The organism is Leucobacter coleopterorum (assembly GCF_011382985.1).
Classification (GTDB): domain Bacteria; phylum Actinomycetota; class Actinomycetes; order Actinomycetales; family Microbacteriaceae; genus Leucobacter; species Leucobacter coleopterorum.
Genome location: NZ_CP049933.1, coordinates 3091236 through 3109049 on the forward strand (window position 1 = coordinate 3091236; position 17814 = coordinate 3109049).

Below are 17814 nucleotides of genomic sequence, written 5' to 3' on the forward strand. Positions count from 1 at the left end.
ATCAATCGTCGCGGCAGACCGTCCCCTTCGCGGGGAGATCACCCGAGACGAGGTAGCGCGTTACCGCGTCGTCGACGCAGGTCGAACGGCCCGAGTACGACGCAGCGTGCCCCTGCCCGTCGAGCGTCAGCAGCCGCGCACCAAGCTCGTCAGCCAGCACCTTCGCGTACTGGAACGGTGTTGCGTGGTCACCCGTGATGCCGATAACTAGGATCGGATCCGCCCCTTTTGCACTAAACCGATCGGTAATATCCAGCCCGCTCTCGGGCAGGGTGTAACACGAGAGATCAACAAACGGCGCGAGGGTTTCGTCGTTGATCTCGGGGCCGCCCAGCAGCTTCGGCATACCAACTTTGTCGATGTGCTTGAGCAGACCAGGCACATCAGGCTCAATCGGGAAGGAGTGGCAGGTCACAATGTTCATCGCGAGATCTACTCCGGAGCCGTCATCAGCAAACCCCTCGCCGATCGTGTCGATCGCCTTCTGATTGCCAAACAGTGCGAGCGCAATGGTGTCGAGAGTCCGTCCACGTTCAAAGTGGCTCTCGTAGAGAGCATTGGTTAGGTAGCTCTGCAGCAGTTGTCCGTTGATCTCGGTTCCATCACTCGCGACAAGCGGTTTAGCGTCGAGCTCGTTCAGCACACGAATGAGCGATTCTTCGTCCGTGAACGGACAGACCGAAACCTCACCCTTGTACTCCGTGCGGCAAGCCGTTGCGAGCGCTACAGTTGCCTTCGAAATAGCGACCTGCTGATCGAAATTGTGGATCAGGCTTGCCCACTGCGCGTCTTCGGCGCTATCAAGCACCATGCGCCCGGCGCGCTCGGGGAAGAGGGTCGTGTAGGTCGCTCCAAGCATCGTGCCGTACGAGTAGCCAATATAGTTGAGCACACTGTCACCGCTGAGGTGCCGCAACAACTCCATGTCGCGCGCCACCTGTGAGGTGCCCATCGTGTGGGTTAACGGGTTTTTTGCGATGCACTCGCCCAACTGCACCGCGGGAATCTCGGATCCGGCTCCATCGCAGTCGATCGGGGTGCTGCGGCCGATCCCTCGCGGATCAAAACCGAGCAGATCATAGTCTGCAACCACGTCTTCAAACCCCGGCGACACAGCCATGCCCAGCATGAAGCCGACGCCGGTTGCGCCCGGCCCACCAGGGTTGCCGAGCAACGTGCCCCTCGGGTTCTTTCCGGTAGAGGGGATATGCACCACCGAAAGGTCAACGGTCTCTTTTATCGTGGGATCTTCCCAATCGAAAGGAACCTTCACAAATGCGCAGGTGATCCCGCTCACATCAATGCCTGCCTCGTCGAGCGCCTCAGCAGTGCCGTCGTCGAGACCGTCACCTTCATCGCAGGTGGTCCACTTAATGGTCTGCTTGTAGAGCGCAGCGAAGTCATGCGCCTGCTGCTCGCTCCCACTTTTGCTTGGTTGAGCACCGACCGCCCCGCAACCGGTCAGCAACAACGCCAGTGCCACCACGGGCGCAAGCAGTGAAGCAGCGCTGACAGAGCGCTGAGCCGCGTAAGATCGTTGTTTTGGGGCCATGATGCAATGCTAAAGGTGGCCACCGACAAAGGCGATTCTCTTGGCTATTTCATCCACCCGAGTCCGTTGATACGCTTGCTGAACCAGCCGACCGAAAGAGCCCCGTGACACAATCTCCCGCCGCTGCCCCACGCGACGTTGTGCGCTGGGTGCGCGCGATCCTCGTGGTCTTTGGGTTGCTCGGAATCGGCTTTGGCAGTTGGCTGAGTCGCTTGCCCTCGGTGCGGGATCACCTCGGTGCGAGCACCCTCGAAATGAGCATCTTCGGGCTGGTGCTCGCCCTCGGTTCACTGAGCGGACTCATCTTCTCGGGGCGCACCGTGTCGCGTTTTGGTCCGCGGCGGGCGCTGGCACTCTGCGTTATTGTGCAGGGCCTGGCGCTGCCCTCCGCCGGCGTGCTGTTCTGGATCGGCGCCATCATTCCCGCCGTGATCTGTCTGGCGCTGTACGGGTTCTCGTTCAGCACCGCCGACGTCGCCATGAACGTGAGCGCGGCCGAAGCCGAGCGCGCAATCCGCAAGCCGCAAATGTCTCTGTTTCACGCGGCCTACAGCCTCGGAAGCGTAACCGCTATGGGCCTGGGGGCGCTCGCCGAGGCCGCAAAGATCCCAGTCCCATTCCACCTGATCATCATCTTTGTGGTCATCGTGACGGGAGTTCTGCTTGCGCTGCGTTTTGTGCCGCGAGTCTCTCAGCTCGGGCTGGCAGAGGATCACGCGCAGGATCCGCACGCGAGTGTTCACACCGGACCAATTCCGGTGATCCAAACCGCACCGTCCGTCCCCCAAAACTACAGCCCGTGGCGCGACCCGCGGATTCTGATCATTGGGCTCATTGCGATGAGCATCAGCCTGGCCGAGGGCACGGCGAGCGACTGGTTGCCGATTGCGCTCGCAGATGGGCGCGGCTTCTCGAACGAGAGTGCCGCGCTCACACTTGGCGTGTTCTTCGTTTCAATGACGGGTGCCCGCATCGCTGGTTCGTGGTTGCTGACTCGCTTCGGTCGAGTCACGATCTTGCGGGGTGGGGCTGTGCTCACCATGCTCGGGATCGGCATGACCATTCTTATTCCTGCGGGCTGGGTGGCCGTTGTGGCTGCGGTGCTGTGGGGTGTCGGCTGCGCGTTCGGATTCCCGATCGGTGTGTCTGCCGCGGCCGACCGCCCCGCGACCGCCATCCGTGACGTTGCCGCGGTTTCGGCGATCGCCTACACCGCGTACCTGCTGGGCCCGATGATGATCGGCTTCCTGGGCGAACACTTCGGACTGCTGAATGCGTTCTCGGCACTCATCGTATTCTCGGTGGTTGTGGTGGTCTTCGCGGGATGGGCGCGCGAGCCCGGGCGCGGTGGGCGCGGGCTGGCCCGCCGATCCCGCGAACCGAGTAAACTACGACGGTGCGTATCGTTGTGGCCGAGTGTTCTGTTGACTACGCGGGGCGACTCTCCGCACACCTCCCCCGCGCCAAGCGCGTACTCATGCTGAAGAACGACGGCAGCATCCTGGTGCACTCCGACGGCGGCTCGTACAAGCCCCTGAACTGGATGAGTCCTCCCTGTTCACTTGCAACGCTTGAGCTCGACGAGGAGCAGACCGCCGCAGGTATCGTCGAGGCGTGGCAGGTGACCCACAAAAAAACCGCCGACAAACTTGTGGTCTCGTTGTTCGAAGTGTTCCACGACAGCTCGCACGATCTGGGGGTCGACCCTGGCCTGATCAAGGACGGCGTCGAGGCCCACCTGCAGGAGTTGCTCGCCGAGCAGATCGAGCGGGTCGGCGACGGCCACACCCTTGTGCGTCGCGAGTACATGACCGCGATCGGCCCGGTCGACATCCTCGCGCGCGACGCTGAGGGATCGTCCGTTGCCATCGAGATCAAGCGCCGCGGCGGCATCGACGGTGTCGAGCAGCTGACCCGCTATCTCGAACTCATGAACCGCGACCCAAAGCTCGCCCCTGTGCAGGGAGTGTTCGCAGCACAAGAAATCAAGCCCCAGGCGCGCACCCTTGCAGAGGATCGCGGGATCCGCTGCTTGATTCTCGACTACGACGAGATGCGCGGCATGGAAGATAAGAACACGCTGTTCTAGCTCGGTCCTAAAGTTTCTGGCAACCTGGCCGAGAGCTCACTTTTACATGTTTTTCCATTCAGAAAACATGTAAAAGTGAGCTCTGAGGCTTTTTTCTGGCAACCAACTCAGGCATCTCCAGGAATGCACACGCCGAGCGATCCCGTCCAGACGTTGTTGCCAATTGCCCCTGATCCACAGCTACGCTCTAGGCATGGGTATCAAGCGTCCTCAGCGTCTAGTTTTGGTGTCTTTCGTAGTCACAATGCTTTCCCTCGTGGGATGCGCCTCCGGGGACTCGGCGGAGAAGAAGCCAACCACGACCGGCCACGCAACCACCTCTCCGACCCCAACCAAAACCAAGGCGCCAACGCCGTCACCACAACCCTCACCAGTGACCAAACCCATCACGTTTCCCGCCTGCGAAGAGCTGGTTACGCAAGAAGAAATCACGGCTCACGTGGGAGACGGCTTTATTTTCATCCCGGGCCAGAGTTCCGAGGACGGACTTCTTCAGAGCGCACTGGGCCCCTCCGCCAAGGCCGCGCTTGACCAAGCGGTTCAGTCCTCGTACTGTATTTGGGCCATTCCTCAGTCCGATGGATCCACGGTGCTCCTGAGCGCCGAGTTGCCCGACAAAGCACGAGATACTTTCTTGGCTGAGCTACGCGCCTCTGACTTCACCGAAACCGAAATCAACGGCTCACCTACGTTCGTTTGGGAGACGGACCAGCACTACGGCCCACGGTTCGTTTGGTATGGATTCAGTGGGAACATCCTTGTGACTTCACTGGCACTGAGCCCCAACGGCGAAATAGGCAAGATTGCCCTGGCGCGAATCAAGGAAGCAAACCCTTCCACATAACTTGCGTCGCAAAGAACTCACCCCTATGCGAGCCGCCAAGAGAGTGTCACAATTACCCCATGTCTACCAACAGCGTCGAAGCACCAGACATCAAGCCCGGTGAGAAGATCAAGGGTCCAGCGTCGTACTTTCCGAGCATCACGGAGAAGTATGGTGAGCCGATTCAGCACTGGCTCAATATCGCGGCTGACGAGATCGTTAAGGGCAAGCGACACTCTGAGGTAGTAGCCATGCTTAAGGAAGACCACGGCATGGGCCACGGTCACGCGAACGCGATAGTTGGGTACGTCAGGGCGAAGCTCGAGGCCTAAGCGCTCCCCCGCGCAACCGCCTCAAGCGTCTCAAGCAAAATGCGCGCCGAGCGATCCCACGAGAACATCTTGCTGTGCTCGGTGCCACGCGCGATCACCTCGGCGAGCACCGCGGGATCGCCCAGCTCCCGCACCTTGAGCGCAAAGTCACCGGGGTTAGTGGTCTCGAAGTACAGCGCACCGCCCGCGGCCACCTCGTGAAAGATCGGCAGGTCACTCGCAACAACCGGAACCCCCTGCGTAAGCGCCTCGGCGAGCGGCAGGCCATAGCCCTCGTCTTTGCTCGCGGTGACCAGCACGGCGTTGTCGCGCAGCAACCGCTCGTACTCCTCGTCGGTCACACCCTCGTGGAACACCACCCGCGCGTCAAGGGGAACAAGCGCAGCAAGTTCGGCACGCCTGGCAGGACTGATGCGACTCAGCAGGTGCAGCGTGTGGTCTGGCAAAAACGCCATACCGCGAATGAGTGTCTCGACGTTCTTATAGGGCATAAACGAGCCCATATAGATGAGGTTCGTGGGCCCCGAAGCCGCAACGGATGCACCACTTTTCTGATTCTCAACCAGCTTCGGCGCGTTCGGAATCACCACGATCGGCCGCTTCGTCAGCCGCACCCGCTCAAACTCGCGCTTGCTCGTTTCGCTCACGGTCGCAACGACGTCGGCAGCGTTCAGCGTGAGGCGCTGCGGCCAGTAACTGAGGTGAAAGAGGCGCCAGCCCAGCCTGATTGGCCAGGCCAGGTCGCGCGGTGGGGTGCGGTGCCGGTAGTAGATGGTGTCGTGCAGGGTGAGGATCAGCCCAAAGCGTCGACCAGCTGCACCCATTGTCTGCATGGGTGAGAACACGGCGTCGGGCTTGTAGCGGTTCAGCACCCGCGCGGTCCAGGGCTCCTTCGCCGAGGTGGGCGCGTGGATCTTCAGGCAGTCAGCACCCTCGGGAAGGGACTCGCGCTGCCGCTCGTCGTGGATCAGAAAGGTGACCGGCGTGAGCTGTGAAAGCGCGGCAGCGAGTTCCGCTGAGTAGCGACTGATGCCGTCGTGAAAGTCGACTCGTATGTAGCGCGCATCAAACAAAACCTTCACGGTGTTTAAGCCTACGGCCTGCCCCTGACAGAGGCGACCACTGAAGGCCACACACAGCTACTTTCGCTAGGCCAAGTCCTTTACACTTATCTACATGAGCGAAGACCTCCGCGATATTGCACGCAAAAGACTCAAGGCGAAGCGAGATTTCTGGGGCCTGGTGTCCACGTTTGTGGTCATCACGATCGTTCTCAATGTCATTTGGTTTCTGAGCGGATACCGCGACTACTACTGGCCAGCTTGGCCGATGCTCGGTTTTACGATCGCCACGTTCTTCAACGGCATCAACGCTTTTGGCCCGGGCAGCAGGCCCATCACCGATGAAGCGATCGATCGCGAGATTCGCAAGCTGAACGGCGAGAAGTAGCCCCGAAAAGGGCTACGCAGCCTTCGTTAGGCGATCGCGCAGGGCAGCTTGATCAACGGGAAGCGCTGCGAGAAGCGCTGCGGTCGAGTTCGCTGGCCGCGGGATCTGCGGCGCGCACCTCCTCCACATCAAGTTCGGTCACAGTGTCAGTTTGAACTAACAGTCTCGATGCCCGCAAGAATGAGGTCGACTCCCCGCGCAAACGATTCATCAAGATCATGTAGCTCGGGATCAGCCAGTTCCCCCGGCGAGAGCAGCGCCCCCAACTCGGCAGCCTGCCGGTGCATCTGCGTCGACTGCGCCTGCCCGAAGGTGTAGAGCAGCAGGGTGCGCGCACCGTCTTCACCAACGAGCTCAGCGAGCCGCTCTTCAATAACCGATGCTCCCAGCCGGAAGGCGGCGGCCGTCGCCACCACATCGGCACCGTCTCGCACCGCCAGCATGGCGTCACGCAGGGCTCGGCAAGTCGCCCTCGCGCCCTGAATAGGAGTCGCCCCCGCATCCGCCGTCGCCACGTCAATGCTGGCAACAATCTCATCGGCCATGAGTGCGAGCAAAGTTTGCTTGTTCGGCACGTGATGGTAGAGCGCACTCGGCTGCACATCGAGCTCAGCGGCAACACGGCGCATCGAGCAGTTTTCGAGCCCCTGCTCATTGAGCACTCGCAGCGCGGCGGCTACGACATCGGCTCGGTTGTTGCGCATCACCCCAGCTTAGCGCTAACCTGAACACCGTTCACCAGAACACCGTTCAGGTTCGAGCGCAATCCGTCCACGACCCAGGAGACACCTTGTCAATCTCCGAGATCACCACCGCTCCTCAACGTCGCAGCACCGCGACGGACATCGCACTCATCGCTACCTTCACCGCCCTCATTGCGGTCTGCGCACTTCTCCCCGCATTCCCCGTAGGACCTGTGCCAATTACGCTTCAAACTTTTGCGGTGAGCCTCAGCGGTGCCGTTCTGGGAGCAAAACGCGGCTTTCTTGCCGCACTGCTCTACTTGGTACTCGGCGCGGCGGGTCTCCCCATTTTCTCGGGCGGCAGCGCCGGTCTCGCACCCTTCGCGGGTCCCACTGTTGGTTATCTGATCGCCTTCCCGTTTGCCGCTGGGCTCGCGGGGTTTCTCGTCGAACGACTTCCCCGCCGCCGCATCGCAACGAGCATCCCCCTCATTTTTCTCGCGGTGATCTGCGCGAACGCGGTCTTCATTCACACCCTCGGGCCGCTCGGCCTTGCGTGGAGAGCCGATATGACTATCGGTGCCGCATTCGCATTCGACCTCACCTTCTGGCCCGGAGACATTATCAAGACGCTGCTCGTTGCGTTCGTCGCGACCGCCGTGCACCGAGCGTTCCCCGCACTACTGCCGCCCCGTCAGCAGACTCACACTGAGCTAAACTCACCTCGTGATTGAACTGCAAGAGGCCACAGTCGCCGTCCCGTCCGCGGACGGCGACGTCACGATCCTGCACCCCACCAGCCTCTCGCTCACCGAACAGCGCATCTCAATCATCGGTGGCAACGGCTCCGGCAAATCAACGCTAGCCCGCCTGCTCAATGGACTCATTGAACCAAGTAAGGGCAGCGTGACGGTTCGGGCAGACAGGAGCGACGCGGATCAGCAGCCCCTCGACACCCGACGCGACGGCGCCGCGGTGCGCCGCAAGGTGGGGTTCGTCTTCACCGACCCCTCAGCCCAGCTCATCATGCCAACGGTTATTGAAGATGTCTCGCTGTCACTTCGCCGACAGTACCGTGACAAACACGAGCGTCATGCAGCGGCCCTGACGGCGCTCGAACGGTTTGGACTGCACCACCTCGCTAACAACAGTGTGCACAGCCTTTCCGGGGGCCAAAAGCAGATGCTCGCAATCACCTCGGTGCTCGCGACGGACCCCGCGATCCTCGTCGCCGACGAACCCACCACCCTGCTTGACCTGCGCAACTCGCGCCTGGTTGGAGACCTGTTGATGTCGCTCCCCAGCAGGTGTGTCTGGTCACCCACGACCTCGATCTCGCTGCACTGGCTGATCGCACGCTGGTGGTCGATGGGGGTCGTGTTGTGTTTGACGGCGCTCCGGGCGAGGCCATCGCGCACTATCGGGCACTGGCATGAGAAACGCCAACCCACTCGGCAGTTATTTGCCGGGATCCGGCCCGCTGCACCGCTTACGGCCGGGTGCCAAGCTGCTCGGTCTTTTTGTCTTCGCAATTGTGGTGGTGTGGGTGCCGGGTGCACTCAGTGCGGCAGTGGCACTCGGCATCGCTGCTCTGCTCGCGGTTCTCGCCGGGCTCAGGGGCCGTGATTTCTGGCGAGTTGCGCGCAGGTTTCTACTCATTGCCGTGCCCCTGTTTGCGTTCACCATGATCAGCGATGTACTGTCGCTCACCCGGGCAGCGGCGGGATCGAGTCCGCCCCGATTGATGCGTGGTTTCAGGGGGCAGCTCGAGGCTTCGCGGTGGTGGGAGATCTCTTTGCGCTGATTCTGGCGGCGAGTGCAGTCACCGCTAGCACGGCCCTCGAAGACATGCTCGACACGATCACCTGGCTGCTCCGCCGGCTACGCGGGGTGGGCATTCCCACCGAGCAGGTGAGCCTGGCATTTTCGCTCACCATCACCGCGATCCCAAACATTCTAGGTATCGCGCGCGAGAGCCACGACGCCGCCAAAGCCCGCGGGCTTGAGCGCAGCTCACGGGCGCTCGTGGTGCCGCTGGTCATTCGCACCGTGGCACACGCGCAGCTCACCGGCGAGGCACTCGCCGCTCGGGGCCTCGGTGAAGACGAAGGCCAGTCATCGTAGGCTAGACACATGGCTCGAGCGCAGATTCCCGACGGTGTGCACGCTGACTACGCAAACGAGGAGGTTCAAGAGACGCTGCGAACACTGCAGCAAACGCCCGACTACGATCATCTCGCCGCGTTTCTCACGTCGCTGCGCGAGGGGTACCTCGTGATCGATGTCACGGGCACCTCGACCAAACGAGGCCCGCGCGTGCGCACCATCCGCTCAACCAAGGGTCAGCTGGTGCTGCCCTTGTTCACCTCAATGGCCGAGTTGCGCGCCGCGATTCCGGCGAAGGATCAGGAGCACCTCAAGGGTGCGGTGATGGTGGCGCGGGAGGCGTTGGCGCTGATCAGCTCTGACCGCTTTGTCGCTGCGGAGATCGATAAGGCCTCGGCGTCGCTCGTGATCCTGCGCAAGTACATCTCACTCGCGGCTGGTGACGATCCAATTACCCCTGAGACGCTGGAGCAGATGCGGTAGAAACCCCAACCTACGCGAAAGGGCCCCGCGCCGAGAAACAACGTTCTCGGCGCGGGCCCTCGTGCTTCACCAAATGTTACGCCAGAGACTTCATGCTGAACGCACGCACCACCTGCACGACGCCAAGCACGACCATGGAGATGCCGAGCAGGATCCACAGGGTGATGGCGCCCATGAGCGGCGAGAGCATGAGCACCAGGCCAGCGATGACGCTGATGATGCCGTAAATAACCGTCCACACCTTGTTGTTGCTCTGGCTGACAGTCGTAAAGGCCATAATGCCCTCAAACAGCCACAGCACACCGATGATCACCGTCAAGAAGACCGTGAGCACCGCCGCGGTTGCGCCCAGGTTCACCATCATGATGACGCCACCAACGATGTAGAGCAGGCCGAGCAAGATGTGACCGGTGCGGGCCCACCCGCCAAGAGTCCGGCTAAAGATCGCAGAACCGATGTAGACCACACCCATGACCAGCGCGTAGGCGGCAATGATCGCGGCCACAATCTGCAGGACGACCGCACCCGACTTCACGGGGAAAAACAGAACGAGCAGACCAAGCACAACGGCGATGAGGCCACCAACCCCAAACGCGATGCGCATTCCGTCGCTTGCCCGGCTCATAACATTGGCTTCTTGAGTGCTCATAATTGGCTCTCCTTCGTGAGTGTGCGTTGTGCCGTGCCTCCCCGACACGACCGCTTACCCTCATAATGGTGCATTTAGCGCGCGAGCGCCATCACCTTTTAGGACCAATTACTTTTGACAGTGCACGCCTCACGCTATCGGGCAAACATTACAGCGTGATTGTTCCCCGTTTTTCACCCTTTGTGCTTCGCAATACAAAGTCGTAGTCGCCAGAAACTCGGGTCACGATCATCCAGCCAGTCGAGACACGCTGTTCGCCGCGCGGTTCATCTCCCACGCGGTTGTAGGTGAACCAGCACTTGCCGGAGTGCACGGCCGCATCAACAATGAGGGTTCCGTTGTCGATCGTCATGTTGAGTTCACAATCACCGTCGTCGGTGCGCACGGTTTGTGTTGTTATTTTGCCCTGTGTCTCCGGCTGCACAACGGTTGATCCGTCCGCCATCTGGCCCGTCTGTGAAACGCTGGAGGCGTACACCAGCCCGGCACCAACCAAGCTCGCGACGAGAAGGGCCCCGATCGTGATCGTTCCAGCGGATCCTAACGTCTGAAAAACCCCGCCGACAGATGCAATCTTTCCAGTTGAAGCGAGAGTCTTGAGCACGGTGGACGAGCGGGCTGCTGTCTCGCCAGCAGTTGTGGTCGCTGCTTTCGTAGCAGACGATTCGGTCAGGGCGCTCGCTTTGCTACTCCCGCCACCAAGCGCGAGCGTTGATCCTGCGACAAGACCACCCACGATGAGCCCGACCCCAAGCGCTTCAGGGCTCACTCGACGAGACTGATGCTTAATCTCGGCCAGTGTCGCCTGGCACTCGGCGCAGGCCAGCAGGTGCATTTCAAGTCCACTACCCGGCACCGGTTTTCCCCGGAAGTAGCTAGGGCGGCCAGATCATTCGAGAACTCGCGGCACCTCGTGCTGCTTCGGCTGAGCGCGATCTGTTTCAGATACTCATCACGCAGCCCATTTTTGGCCCGATAGAGCATCTTATGCAGCGCCGGCGCTTCGGTGTCGAGCATGGTCGCAATCTGCGCCGGTTTGAGGTTTTCTACGTAACGTAGGGTGACAATATCGCGCCATTTTTTCGGGAGTGATCGAAGCGCCGGTTGCAGCAGACTCTCTTCAATGTGCGATACGTCGTCGTCGACGGCCAGCTGCCGCGCGCCCTCTTCCGTGGCTTCATCGAGGGTTGGGCCAATCTCACGGTCACGAAAATACTTGGCGCTTTCGCGCACGACGGCGCTGCGAAGATAACCATAGAAGTTTGAGGTCGGTCCGCTTCCGCGTCGAATAATTTCGAGCACGTTAAGGAAGGCCTCGCCAACGCAGTCTTCGGCGATTTCTTTCGAGGGCAGCTTGGTTGCGACGCCATGTAACAGCTTGAGATAGTACCTGCGGTATAGTTCCGCTGCCGCCGTTTCGTCACCGTTACGGTAGGCATCCGTCAGCTCGGTGTCGCCTCGGCCATCTCTCTCGACCATCCAGTCTTCAGCCATAAGAGCCTTCCCCCCGGAACTCTTCTTGCAATCCTTCAAATCTATCGCCGATTACGGCGTGCGCACACGGCTGTTGGGTGGACCCCACACGGAGCCCACCCAACAATCCTTACCGCTAGCGGTAGCGCTAGCCAGCGATGGTAAGGATGTACCTCACGGTCTCCTGCTTGCCATCCTGAGCGGTGAGTGTCACGTCAAAACTCAGTTGCTCTGCTCCAGACTTCGGGATCTTCACCTGAAGCTCATTGTTGCTCTTCAAAGTTACGGTCCCTTCCTTTGGCTGAGTAAAGCTCGAATCACTCAGAGCCTGCGGGTTCTGCAAGGTGGTGTCACCGAGAGGGGCCAGGCTCAGGGTGTACCCGCGCCGCGTGTCCACCTTCACCGTCTGTACGACCGGCTCTGCAACACTCGTGGTACCGGTCACTACGGCCGAACCGCCTCCCGAGCTTGGGGTGCGTTGAGTCCGTTCTGGAAGCGGTAAATGAACGCCGCCATCGCCTCACGCGACAGCGAATCCTTCGGCCAGTACTCCCTACCAGCAGACGTCTTATTACCCGTCGACAGCTTGGCATCCCACATCCACGACACCTCACGATAGAACTTATCGCCAGACTTCATGTCAGCAAACGGAGAAACCTTCGGAGCCTTATAGGCGGCAACCTTCTTATCAGTTGTGCCCTGCAGGCGGAAGATAAACGCGGCCATGGCTTCACGGGACAGCGAGTCCTTTGGCTTGTAGACCGGCTTCGCGCCAGGCTGTTTCCAACCAGTGGAGAGCTTCGCCTCATGCATCCACGCAATCTCGCGGTAGAAGGGGTCGCCGGGCTTCACATCTGCGAAGGGCGATACCTTGGGTGCAACGTATTTCTTCGGAGCTTCCATGCGGTAGATAAACGCCGCCATCGCCTCACGCGAAAGGCTGTTCTTCGGCTTGTACAGGGGTTTTCCTGCTGGCTGACGCCAACCGGTCGAGTACCCCATGCAGTGCATCCAGTCGATCTCTTTATAGAATTTCTGGGTCAGTGGTGCGTCTGCGAACACAGGCACCTTACGCGGCGTCGCGCACGGAACAGGCGGAATGACATTTTCAGTCACCTGAATGGTCAGCGCCTGGGTTGCGTCGGGGTTGATCCCGTTCGACACCTTTACGGTCACCTTGTAGTTACCCTTGACCGTCGGCGTACCCGCAAACAAGCCGCTCGCGTTCATCGTGACGCCCTTGGGAAGAGTACCCGTGACTGTGAACGTCGAGGGAGCAGGATCTCCGGTCGCCGTGACCTGGTGACTCAGCTTCTTACCGACATCAACCTTGACAGTGTCGCTCGAGGTAACCTTCGGAGCCGTGCCCGCCTCAGGGGTCACCGGATCAGAGGTGACTGTAGCCGCTTTGTAGTTCGGCGCTGCGCCAGTCAGCTGAACGGTGATCGCCTTACCAGCGTCGGCTGCAACAGGCTTGTAGGTTTTCGCAGTCGCACCGTCGATTGCCACACCATCGCGCAGCCACTGGTAAGAGAACTGCACAGCCGGGTTCCAATCACCCGCAGCGGCAGAAGGCTCAGCAGTCAGCGTGCCAGTGACGATCGCACGACCAGACACGGCAACGGAGCCAGTGAGCTGTGCGATCTCGATGGCGGTTGGGGTTGCGCGAGGAGTGACATCGCCAGTACCAACAAACTTGCCCATAACGAACACGGAACCGGACTCCGTGATCATTGAGGTCGTGGAGCCGCCTGCGGCCACGCTGACCACTCGATCACCAGAGATAAGGCTGGGAACAGCGGGGACCCGGAAAGGTGTGAACTGCTTCGCAGTGACGGTCTGGCCGTTGCCTAGTTTCCCATTGCTCTGCGATCCCCAGGTGTATACAACGCCGCTCTCGCTCAAAGCGACCACATGGTACTGGCCCATTTCAACCTGCGTGATACGGTCTCCCGCGGGTAGTTCTGGGAATGAAGTTACCTCCACTGGAACAGCGCTGACGCTATCGCTAGAACCAATACCGAGTTCACCGTTAACGTTGCTGCCCCAGGTAAATACTCGGCCAGAAGCTGTAAGCGCGACGTAAGCCGCAGAGTGTGCAGCTACCTGCACAACGGGGTCATCTGCGGGCAGACCAACCGGTGAGACCGGTGCCACAATCGCGTTGGCTGTGCTGCCGGTACCAAGTTGGCTGTATCCACCGTGACCCCACAGGTAAATCTTGCCGAGACTCGTCAAAACAGCCGTGTTCACAAACGAGGCTTCAACGTGCACGATCTTCTCGCCCGCAGCAAGCGGAACGAACGAAGTCACATTGACAGGTGCAGTCTGAGCCGTCGTGTTTCCAGTGCCCAGCACGCCGTTTCCTCCAGCGCCCCAGGTGTAAAGCTGACCGCTCTCGCTGAGCGCCGCCGAGTGCACATTGCCTGACGACAACTGCACGATTTTGTCGCCTACGGGAAGTCCAGGAAAAGAGGTGACCTCGGTGGGCACGGACTTTGCACCGTCTGGATAGGCACGTCCCCAGGCAAACACTCGGCCCGCCTCGGTTACCGCAAGGCTCGACATAGTGCCGTTTGTGGCACCCACTACTTTGTCTCCAGCAGCAAGCGCCGGCATCGTCTGCAACAGAGTCGGGGTGAAAAGAGCATTCACATCGCCAGCACCGCTGGCACCCGTTCCCAGCCCACCATCGTCGTTGTAACCCCAGAGATAGATGTTTCCGGTGTCGTCAAGAATAGAGATCTGCTCGTTCGAGTTGCCCTGTGCGACAAAGCGGGGGCTCGCAAACGTTCCGACGTCTGCCTGAGCCGGGAGGGTCGTCGCAGTGACGGCAGCACCTGCAAGAACGGCAGTCGCAACGAATGCGGCAGAAGCACGTTGAAATGCTGAAAGAAATTGATTTCTGGAGCGCGGTCGAACGGAAAGGCGTTGGCCGTGTTTCAAAGTGAAGCGGTTCCTTCTGTTGGTTTTTGGTAATGAAAGATCAGACAAAGTGACCTCCATCTCTATGAGTGTGAGTTGTGAACTGTGGGATTTCCCCCGAGAACCTCGGGAAAGTGCTGGGTGCGGCGCTCAGTAAGGGGATCTCACTGCGACGGGGTTACTCGTTCACGCAGAGCTGAGCGCCGCACTCATAGAGATACGGTTCGAGGCGGAATCTCTCTCGCGGGAGGAAAGTTTCTATTTCAGAGGGCTCTCAACGCACAAAAAGCGCCCACCCACACCAGTCCAGGTGTGAGTGGGCGCTAGCGCTTGCCGCGGTCTCGCTACGACCAGACGCGCTCCATGCGCGCCCGACGCTCAGCACGAGCTGCAAGCGCTTCGCCCATGGTCACGGGCACAAAGCGCACCTTCGTGCCCGGGGCCATGCGCGCGAAGAGATCCATGTCGGCGCTGATCACCGTTGCGGCTTGGGCGTAGCCGCCACCGGACACCGCGTCGCAGTGCAGCACGATGGGTTGTGTGCCGCCAGGAATCTGGATCGAGCCGACGGGGTACCCAGCATCAGTGATGTTCGAGGGATCCTGACCCGCGCCGAACGGCTGCTCCTCTTCTATCCATGGCGCACCGGGGCCATCGAAACGCAGACCCATACGGTCAGCAACGGGAGTGAGCGTCCAGTCAGCCTCAGTCAGATTGCGCAGCCCCTCATCGCTGAGCTTGTGGTCGTAGAGGCCAACCATAATGCGGACAGCAACCTCGCGGTCGTAGCTGGGCAGCAGATCCTCTGGGATCGCCTCAAGAACGGGCAGCGCCTTGGCGGGTGGACGCCCCACCGGCAGCACATCACCAACCTGCAATGCACGCCCCTCAAACCCGCCCATCTTGCCAATGGGGTAAGTTGAGCGGGATCCGAGAACCTCTGGCACGTCGATACCACCGGCGACGGCGACGAAAAACTTGGTGCCACCCTTGATCACACCGAACGACAGCTCATCGCCAGCGGCGAGCGCGATCCTCGCGTTCTGTGCCACGGGCTCATCGTTGACGAGCACGTCGACCGGGGCACCGGTCACCGCGATGACCACGGGAGCGCTGACCCTCAGCTTCGGGCCGAGGTAGGTACACTCAAGCACAGCCTCGGCAGTAGTGTTGCCGACGAGTCGGTTGCCGAGCGCGGCGGCGTACTGGTCCATCGCGCCGCCCTGCGGAATACCGAAGCGGTAGTAGCCGAAGCGCCCGCGATCCTGCACTGTTGTAGCGAGGCCAGGGGAAAGAATCTCAAGCGACATCTAGAGCCTCCAAGAGTGAGTGGTTGTAGGCATCGGGATCGGCGAGCGCGGCGGCGAGGCTGAAACGCACGGGTGCCTGCTTGTAGCGGTAGGTGCCGGCTTCAACCTCGGCCTGGATGGCTCGGTACTCGGCCTCGTCGACCGGACGGTACTTCACAATGTCTCCGGTGCGGAACAGCACCATAAAGTCGGCGAAGTCGGCCAGTTTCTGTTCGGGATCGAAGATGGGCGCGGGGGCGATCCCGAGCATCTGATAGCCACCCGCACCGCGAACCGAGTAGTGTGCGGTGAAGCAGCCGCCGATTCCGACGGTCAGGGGCGGAGTGTCGGTGCGAGGGCTGAGGTACTTCGGCACCTCCAGCTGCCGCTCACGCGGGGTGAGCTGGAACAGGAATGGCAGACCCGCGACAAAGCCGACCATCGAGACGAGCCAGGGGGTCTCGTGGTGGCGGCGAATGAATTCCTCGGCGTTGGCGAGCCCGTTCACTTCGGCACTATAGTCGAGGTCGGTGCCCTCGGGGCGCTGATGGTAGCCCTCGCGGAAGCGCTGCTCGGTCTCGCTCGTGAAGGGATCGTCGTACCAGACCGGCACCTCGATAATGCGGGTCTCGAGTTCCTGCACCGCGGCTTTTTTCACCTCAGCCTCAAGTTCGCGCAGCGTTGACTCAAGCGCGCCGTGGTTCAGCACGTCAGGATCAAAGCGCACCAGCAGCGAAGCGTTGGCTGGGCAGATGTCGACGACACCTTCGAGTACCCGATCTTCAAGCCCCGCAGCCATCGCGTTCGCCACAAAGTTCGCCTCGAGCGACATGTCGGGTGCGATCTCGACGAGCAGAAACTCGTCACCACCCCAGCTGTATCTTGCGTGTTCTGAGAGAGTCATACGAGTGCTCCAAACAGTCCGGGGACGGTCTCAAGGTAGGTCGTGTGGTGCTTCGCCGCGGCGAAGTCTTCGAGTGCGATGAGGCGGCGCATGAGCGGCACCGTGGTCTTGATTCCCTCGATCTCGGTTTCTTCGAGGGCTCGCGCGGCACGAGCGAGGGCGCGATCCCGATCCGTGTCCCACACGATCAGCTTGCCGAGCAGTGAGTCGTAGAAGGGCATGACCGTCTGCCCCGCACTGAAACCAAAGTCGCTGCGCACACCGGGGCCGCCCGCAAGTTCGAGCGTTTCGATGCGGCCCGGGCTCGGCATGAAGTTGTTGTCGGGGTCTTCCGCGTTGATGCGAAACTCGAACGCGTGCCCCTCAAAGCGCACGTCGGCCTGCGTGTAGCCGAGCTTCTCCCCCGCCGCGATGCGCAGTTGCTCGCGCACCAGGTCGATGCCGGTGATGGCCTCGCTAATGGGGTGCTCCACCTGCAGTCGCGTGTTCATCTCGATGAACGCGATCTCCTGGCGCACCGGATCGTAGAGAAACTCGACCGTGCCAGCACCGACGTACTGCGAGTGTCGGGCCAGCTCGACCGAGGTCTGCCGCATCTGCTCGCGCAGCGCGTCAGGCAGGCCGGGGGCCGGGGCCTCCTCGATGACCTTCTGCTGCCGACGCTGCAGTGAGCAGTCGCGGTCGCCCAGGTGTACCCAGGTCTCACCGTCGCCAAACACCTGCACCTCAACGTGGCGGGCCTGCGTCACAAAGCGCTCGAAGTAGACGTCGCTCGAGTTGAACGCTGCCAGAGCCTCGGCCTGTGCCACCTCGACGGTGCTGCGCAGATCCTCGACCGAGTTGATACGGCGAATGCCGCGACCGCCACCGCCCGCCGAAGCCTTGACCACGAGGGGGTAACCGATCTCTTCGGCGATGGCTTCAACGTCACCCTCAACGTCAAGCGCACCCTCTGTTCCCTTGAGCACAGGAACTCCGGCGTCGATCGCAGCCTGCCTCGCACGCGACTTGTCACCCATGAGGTCAATTGCGTCGGGGTTCGGGCCCACCCAGGTGA

At 61.0% G+C, this 17814-nt stretch carries 19 protein-coding genes and 1 pseudogene; 9 read left to right on the forward strand and 11 right to left on the reverse strand.

Annotated features, from left to right (window positions below; all coding sequences use genetic code 11):
* Position 1: 1 nt before the first annotated feature.
* Positions 2-1552 carry an alpha/beta hydrolase gene (locus tag G7066_RS14575; RefSeq protein WP_166331737.1) on the reverse strand — a complete coding sequence of 517 codons (1551 nt, stop codon included), beginning with the start codon at positions 1550-1552 and terminating at the stop codon, positions 2-4.
* 56 nt (positions 1553-1608) lie between these two features.
* Here G7066_RS14575 and G7066_RS14580 point away from each other — a divergent pair.
* The 4 genes and pseudogenes from G7066_RS14580 to G7066_RS14595 all read left to right on the forward strand — a co-directional run.
* Positions 1609-3036, forward strand: a pseudogene (locus G7066_RS14580) (MFS transporter); the annotation flags it as partial.
* A complete protein-coding gene (nucS, locus tag G7066_RS14585; protein WP_166331738.1) occupies positions 2949-3641 on the forward strand; it encodes an endonuclease NucS in 693 nt (230 codons plus the stop codon). The pseudogene G7066_RS14580 and the gene nucS, both read left to right, overlap by 88 nt.
* 373 nt (positions 3642-4014) lie before the next feature.
* On the forward strand, positions 4015-4485 hold the full coding sequence (locus tag G7066_RS14590; RefSeq protein WP_166331739.1) for a hypothetical protein: 471 nt from the start codon (positions 4015-4017) through the stop codon (positions 4483-4485).
* A gap of 59 nt (positions 4486-4544) precedes the next feature.
* Positions 4545-4796 carry a DUF4287 domain-containing protein gene (locus tag G7066_RS14595; RefSeq protein WP_166331740.1) on the forward strand — a complete coding sequence of 84 codons (252 nt, stop codon included), beginning with the start codon at positions 4545-4547 and terminating at the stop codon, positions 4794-4796.
* Here G7066_RS14595 and G7066_RS14600 read toward each other — a convergent pair.
* On the reverse strand, positions 4793-5878 hold the full coding sequence (locus tag G7066_RS14600) for a glycosyltransferase family 4 protein (protein WP_166331741.1): 1086 nt from the start codon (positions 5876-5878) through the stop codon (positions 4793-4795). The genes G7066_RS14595 and G7066_RS14600 overlap by 4 nt on opposite strands.
* 94 nt (positions 5879-5972) lie before the next feature.
* On the opposite strand from G7066_RS14600, the gene G7066_RS14605 reads away from it, so the two are divergent.
* Positions 5973-6245 (forward strand): 2TM domain-containing protein, encoded by a 273-nt coding sequence (locus G7066_RS14605; protein WP_166331742.1) that lies wholly within the window; start codon positions 5973-5975, stop codon positions 6243-6245.
* Between the two features lie 146 nt (positions 6246-6391).
* Here G7066_RS14605 and G7066_RS14610 read toward each other — a convergent pair whose 3' ends face one another.
* Entirely contained in the window at positions 6392-6949 is a 558-nt protein-coding gene (locus G7066_RS14610) for a TetR family transcriptional regulator (protein WP_166331743.1), read from the reverse strand.
* A gap of 86 nt (positions 6950-7035) precedes the next feature.
* Here G7066_RS14610 and G7066_RS14615 point away from each other — a divergent pair, with 86 nt between their 5' ends.
* The 4 genes from G7066_RS14615 (at position 7036) to G7066_RS14630 (ending at position 9517) form a co-directional block, all read left to right on the forward strand.
* The gene (locus tag G7066_RS14615; protein ID WP_244303063.1) at positions 7036-7662 is read left to right on the forward strand and encodes a biotin transporter BioY; all 627 of its coding nucleotides are present in this window, start codon (positions 7036-7038) and stop codon (positions 7660-7662) included.
* Positions 7655-8554: an energy-coupling factor ABC transporter ATP-binding protein gene (locus G7066_RS14620; RefSeq protein WP_425280738.1), complete on the forward strand. Its 900-nt coding sequence runs from the start codon at positions 7655-7657 to the stop codon at positions 8552-8554. Before G7066_RS14615 ends, G7066_RS14620 begins: the two co-directional genes overlap by 8 nt.
* A 153-nt stretch (positions 8555-8707) precedes the next feature.
* Positions 8708-9052, forward strand: coding sequence for an energy-coupling factor transporter transmembrane component T family protein (locus tag G7066_RS16645; protein ID WP_244303067.1), 345 nt, complete (start codon positions 8708-8710; stop codon positions 9050-9052).
* A 9-nt stretch (positions 9053-9061) separates the two neighbouring features.
* On the forward strand, positions 9062-9517 hold the full coding sequence (locus tag G7066_RS14630; protein WP_166331744.1) for an SseB family protein: 456 nt from the start codon (positions 9062-9064) through the stop codon (positions 9515-9517).
* A 76-nt stretch (positions 9518-9593) separates the two neighbouring features.
* Here the strand turns inward: G7066_RS14630 and G7066_RS14635 are convergent, their stop codons facing one another.
* The 8 genes from G7066_RS14635 to G7066_RS14670 form a co-directional block, all read right to left on the reverse strand.
* On the reverse strand, positions 9594-10166 hold the full coding sequence (locus tag G7066_RS14635) for an HdeD family acid-resistance protein (RefSeq protein ID WP_166331745.1): 573 nt from the start codon (positions 10164-10166) through the stop codon (positions 9594-9596).
* A 148-nt stretch (positions 10167-10314) separates the two neighbouring features.
* On the reverse strand, positions 10315-10935 hold the full coding sequence (locus tag G7066_RS14640; RefSeq protein ID WP_166331746.1) for a hypothetical protein: 621 nt from the start codon (positions 10933-10935) through the stop codon (positions 10315-10317).
* Positions 10932-11660 (reverse strand): RNA polymerase sigma factor, encoded by a 729-nt coding sequence (locus G7066_RS14645; protein ID WP_166331747.1) that lies wholly within the window; start codon positions 11658-11660, stop codon positions 10932-10934. Before G7066_RS14645 ends, G7066_RS14640 begins: the two co-directional genes overlap by 4 nt.
* 127 nt (positions 11661-11787) lie before the next feature.
* Entirely contained in the window at positions 11788-12084 is a 297-nt protein-coding gene (locus tag G7066_RS14650; RefSeq protein WP_166331748.1) for an Ig-like domain-containing protein, read from the reverse strand.
* Positions 12084-14585: an RCC1 domain-containing protein gene (locus G7066_RS14655; protein WP_166331749.1), complete on the reverse strand. Its 2502-nt coding sequence runs from the start codon at positions 14583-14585 to the stop codon at positions 12084-12086. The genes G7066_RS14650 and G7066_RS14655 overlap by 1 nt, the downstream gene beginning before the upstream one ends.
* Positions 14586-14908: 323 nt before the next feature.
* Positions 14909-15874 (reverse strand): 5-oxoprolinase subunit C family protein, encoded by a 966-nt coding sequence (locus tag G7066_RS14660; protein WP_166331750.1) that lies wholly within the window; start codon positions 15872-15874, stop codon positions 14909-14911.
* Entirely contained in the window at positions 15864-16757 is an 894-nt protein-coding gene (locus G7066_RS14665) for a 5-oxoprolinase subunit B family protein (RefSeq protein WP_166331751.1), read from the reverse strand. The genes G7066_RS14660 and G7066_RS14665 overlap by 11 nt, the downstream gene beginning before the upstream one ends.
* A complete protein-coding gene (locus G7066_RS14670) occupies positions 16754-17806 on the reverse strand; it encodes an ATP-binding protein (RefSeq protein WP_280116181.1) in 1053 nt (350 codons plus the stop codon). Before G7066_RS14670 ends, G7066_RS14665 begins: the two co-directional genes overlap by 4 nt.
* Positions 17807-17814 lie beyond the last annotated feature (8 nt).

What these genes read in the sequence shown, in the direction of transcription:
- G7066_RS14575 (WP_166331737.1), bottom strand. Translation starts at nt 1,552, where the DNA reads ATGGCCCCAAAACAACGATCTTACGCGGCTCAGCGCTCTGTCAGCGCT.
- G7066_RS14595 (WP_166331740.1), top strand. Translation starts at nt 4,545, where the DNA reads ATGTCTACCAACAGCGTCGAAGCACCAGACATCAAGCCCGGTGAGAAG.
- G7066_RS14605 (WP_166331742.1), top strand. Translation starts at nt 5,973, where the DNA reads ATGAGCGAAGACCTCCGCGATATTGCACGCAAAAGACTCAAGGCGAAG.
- G7066_RS14610 (WP_166331743.1), bottom strand. Translation starts at nt 6,949, where the DNA reads ATGCGCAACAACCGAGCCGATGTCGTAGCCGCCGCGCTGCGAGTGCTC.
- G7066_RS14630 (WP_166331744.1), top strand. Translation starts at nt 9,062, where the DNA reads ATGGCTCGAGCGCAGATTCCCGACGGTGTGCACGCTGACTACGCAAAC.
- G7066_RS14635 (WP_166331745.1), bottom strand. Translation starts at nt 10,166, where the DNA reads ATGAGCACTCAAGAAGCCAATGTTATGAGCCGGGCAAGCGACGGAATG.
- G7066_RS14645 (WP_166331747.1), bottom strand. Translation starts at nt 11,660, where the DNA reads ATGGCTGAAGACTGGATGGTCGAGAGAGATGGCCGAGGCGACACCGAG.
- G7066_RS14660 (WP_166331750.1), bottom strand. Translation starts at nt 15,874, where the DNA reads ATGTCGCTTGAGATTCTTTCCCCTGGCCTCGCTACAACAGTGCAGGAT.
- G7066_RS14665 (WP_166331751.1), bottom strand. Translation starts at nt 16,757, where the DNA reads ATGACTCTCTCAGAACACGCAAGATACAGCTGGGGTGGTGACGAGTTT.